The 2,373-nt window shown below is 73.6% G+C and carries 1 protein-coding gene and 1 pseudogene; both read right to left on the reverse strand.

The features are described from left to right. A pseudogene (locus tag QR77_RS04815) lies at positions 1-1,274 on the reverse strand (hypothetical protein); the annotation flags it as partial. Positions 1,275-1,353: 79 nt separating this feature from the next. Beyond that, a complete protein-coding gene (locus tag QR77_RS04820; protein WP_040019826.1) occupies positions 1,354-2,265 on the reverse strand; it encodes a hypothetical protein in 912 nt (303 codons plus the stop codon). Between the last annotated feature and the right edge of the window lie 108 nt (positions 2,266-2,373).

Genomic DNA, 2,373 nt, shown 5'->3' on the forward strand with positions numbered 1-2,373 from the left:
GCCACGCGCGCCGAGCGGTCGGCGGCCGCGCGGTGGCGCAGCACGTTCTCCGCGGCCTGCCAGGCGGAGTGCAGCGTACGGGCGTCGGTCAGCTCGCGGCGCTGGGCCGCCGCGCGCTTCTCGGCCACCGTGAGCGCCAGGGAGGCGTGCCGGTAGGCCAGTTCGGCGGCGATCAGCGCGCTCCTGCCGCGACTGCTCTCGGCCTCGGTGACGGTGTGCGCCGCCGCCGTGACCTGCTGGGCGAGGTCCGCGGTCCGGCTGCGCTCGTCGATGGCACGGGCCGCGATGCGGCGTACGAGGGTACGGGCGCGGCGCTCGGCGCCCGCGTGGATGTCGCGGCTGCGGGCCCTGGCCCCTGCGGCCTCGACGATGCGGCCGAGGAGGTCGACGGAGCCGGCGGTGAAGTCGCGTTCGGCGGTGAGTTCGGAGCGGCGGCCCAGTTTGTTGCCGAAGCCGCTGACGAGGTCGGCGAGTCCGTCGGTGTCGCGGGTGTCGGTGACGGCGCGCAGCAGGAGATCGGTGAAGTCGGAGTCCTTCTTGACGGCGAAGAGGCCGGCCGCCTCGCCCTCGTCGGCGTTCATCTCACGCTGGTAGCGGAACAGTTCGGGGTCCAGGCCCAGATCCCCCAGGTGCTCGATCCACCGGTCGTGGATCTCCTCCCAGTGGATGTCGAGGTGCGGGTAGACCTTGCCTGCCTCGGTGACGGCGTCCCTGAACCCCTTCATGGTGCGGCGCCTGCCCCGCGCGCCGGAGACGCCCTCGACCGTTCTGCGCACGGCGGTGGACTCGGCGACGGGCAGCGAGTCGAGGCTCAGGCCGGGTCCCGGCCGGAAGGAGTACCAGGCCTCGGCGAACTTCCTCGGGTCGTTGGACACCTGGCGTCCGCGCCACTCGCTGGCCTTGCCCACGACGACGAGTTCGCCGGTGAGCACGTGCTGCCATTCCAGCGCGACATGCCCGCAGTCGTCGGCGAGCAGGAACTTCCGCAGCACGCCGGAGCTGGCGCCGCCGAGCGTGTTGCGGTGGCCGGGCAGCATCACCGAGAAGATCAGCTTGAGCAGGACGGACTTGCCGCCGCCGTTCTCCAGGAAGAGCACACCGGCCGGGGCGGGACGGCGCGGGGGTCCGCTCGGCTCCTCCTCGAAGAACTCCGCCTGGGTGGGCGCGGGATGGGGTACGGGCGCGCCGACCCCGCGCAGGTCGAGCACGGTGTCGGCGTAGCGCGCACCGGCAGGCCCGATGGAGTAGAGGCGGACCCGGGACAGCTCGTACATGGCGGCGGACTCTCGTCGGTGATGACCAGTGGGGGCGGGCGTAAGGAACAGTCAAGGCGGCTGGGGCGGACTGTCGTGCTCAGGAGTGGAAGGGCAGTCCCGCGCCCGCCGCCAGGTCGTGACTCTCGGCGTCGGGCGGCGGCAGCAGGGTGGCCGAGCCGTCGGTCACCGCGACGACCCCCAGCTCCAGCAGCTCGGCCATGGCGGCCTGTCCCGCCATGTCGCGCACCTGGAGCTGGTAGCGGGCGGTGGTGCGGTACGCGCCTCCCGCGTCGTCCCCGGTGCGCTGGAGGAAACCCGAGTCGGTGAGGAACGCGACGGCCTTGCCGATGATGCCGGTGGTGGATCCGGCCAGCCGGCGGGCGTCCTTGGTGGCGCCGGTGGCGCTGCGCCGTGCGTAGATCCGCCAGGCGGCTTCGAGCCCGGGCGCCTCGGTCGACGGATCGGTGTTCTCGCCCTGCTCCTCGGCCTTCTCCTCCAGTCTGCGGCAGGCCTGGCGTACGAAGGCGTCGACGCCGTTGACCGTGATCCGGCCGATGTAGCCGTCGTCGGCGAGGTCCTCGGGCCGGGGGAACGCCATGGCGGCGACGGCGAGGTGGGCGAGCCCGTGCAGGAACCGGTCTGCCGATTCGGTGGAGGCGCGGCGCGCGTAGTCGCCCATCCGCACCGCGAACACCGAGTCCTCCCCTGCCGTCACCGCCATCCCGGCGCGTGCGGAGACCTCAAGCACGATCAGGCCGAAGCCGGTGGCGACGGCGTCGGCGATCCGGGCGAAGGCGGGGTCCTCGCGGTAGCGCCTGAGCAGCTCGGTGTACTCGGTGTCGCGTGCGGGGAGCAGCTTGGGCTGGAGCCCGAAGGAGACGAGCCGCGCCGCGTCGGCGGCGTCCGCCGGGGTCAGTGCCCCGCTCGTGGCGGGCGCCGCGGGATCGGCCGCTTCCGCGCCGGCGCTCTCGCCCCACGCGGCGGTGTGCTCGGCGTGGTGGTCGCTCACGGGGACTGCTCCTTGCGGTGGTCGGTGACGGTGACGGTGACGGGGCAAGCACAGGCTGAGGCGGCAGTGGCGGGGGCCGCGCACCGCGCCCCCCGCGTACGGCGGCCG

The organism is Streptomyces sp. 150FB, assembly GCF_000818195.1.
Classification (GTDB): domain Bacteria; phylum Actinomycetota; class Actinomycetes; order Streptomycetales; family Streptomycetaceae; genus Streptomyces.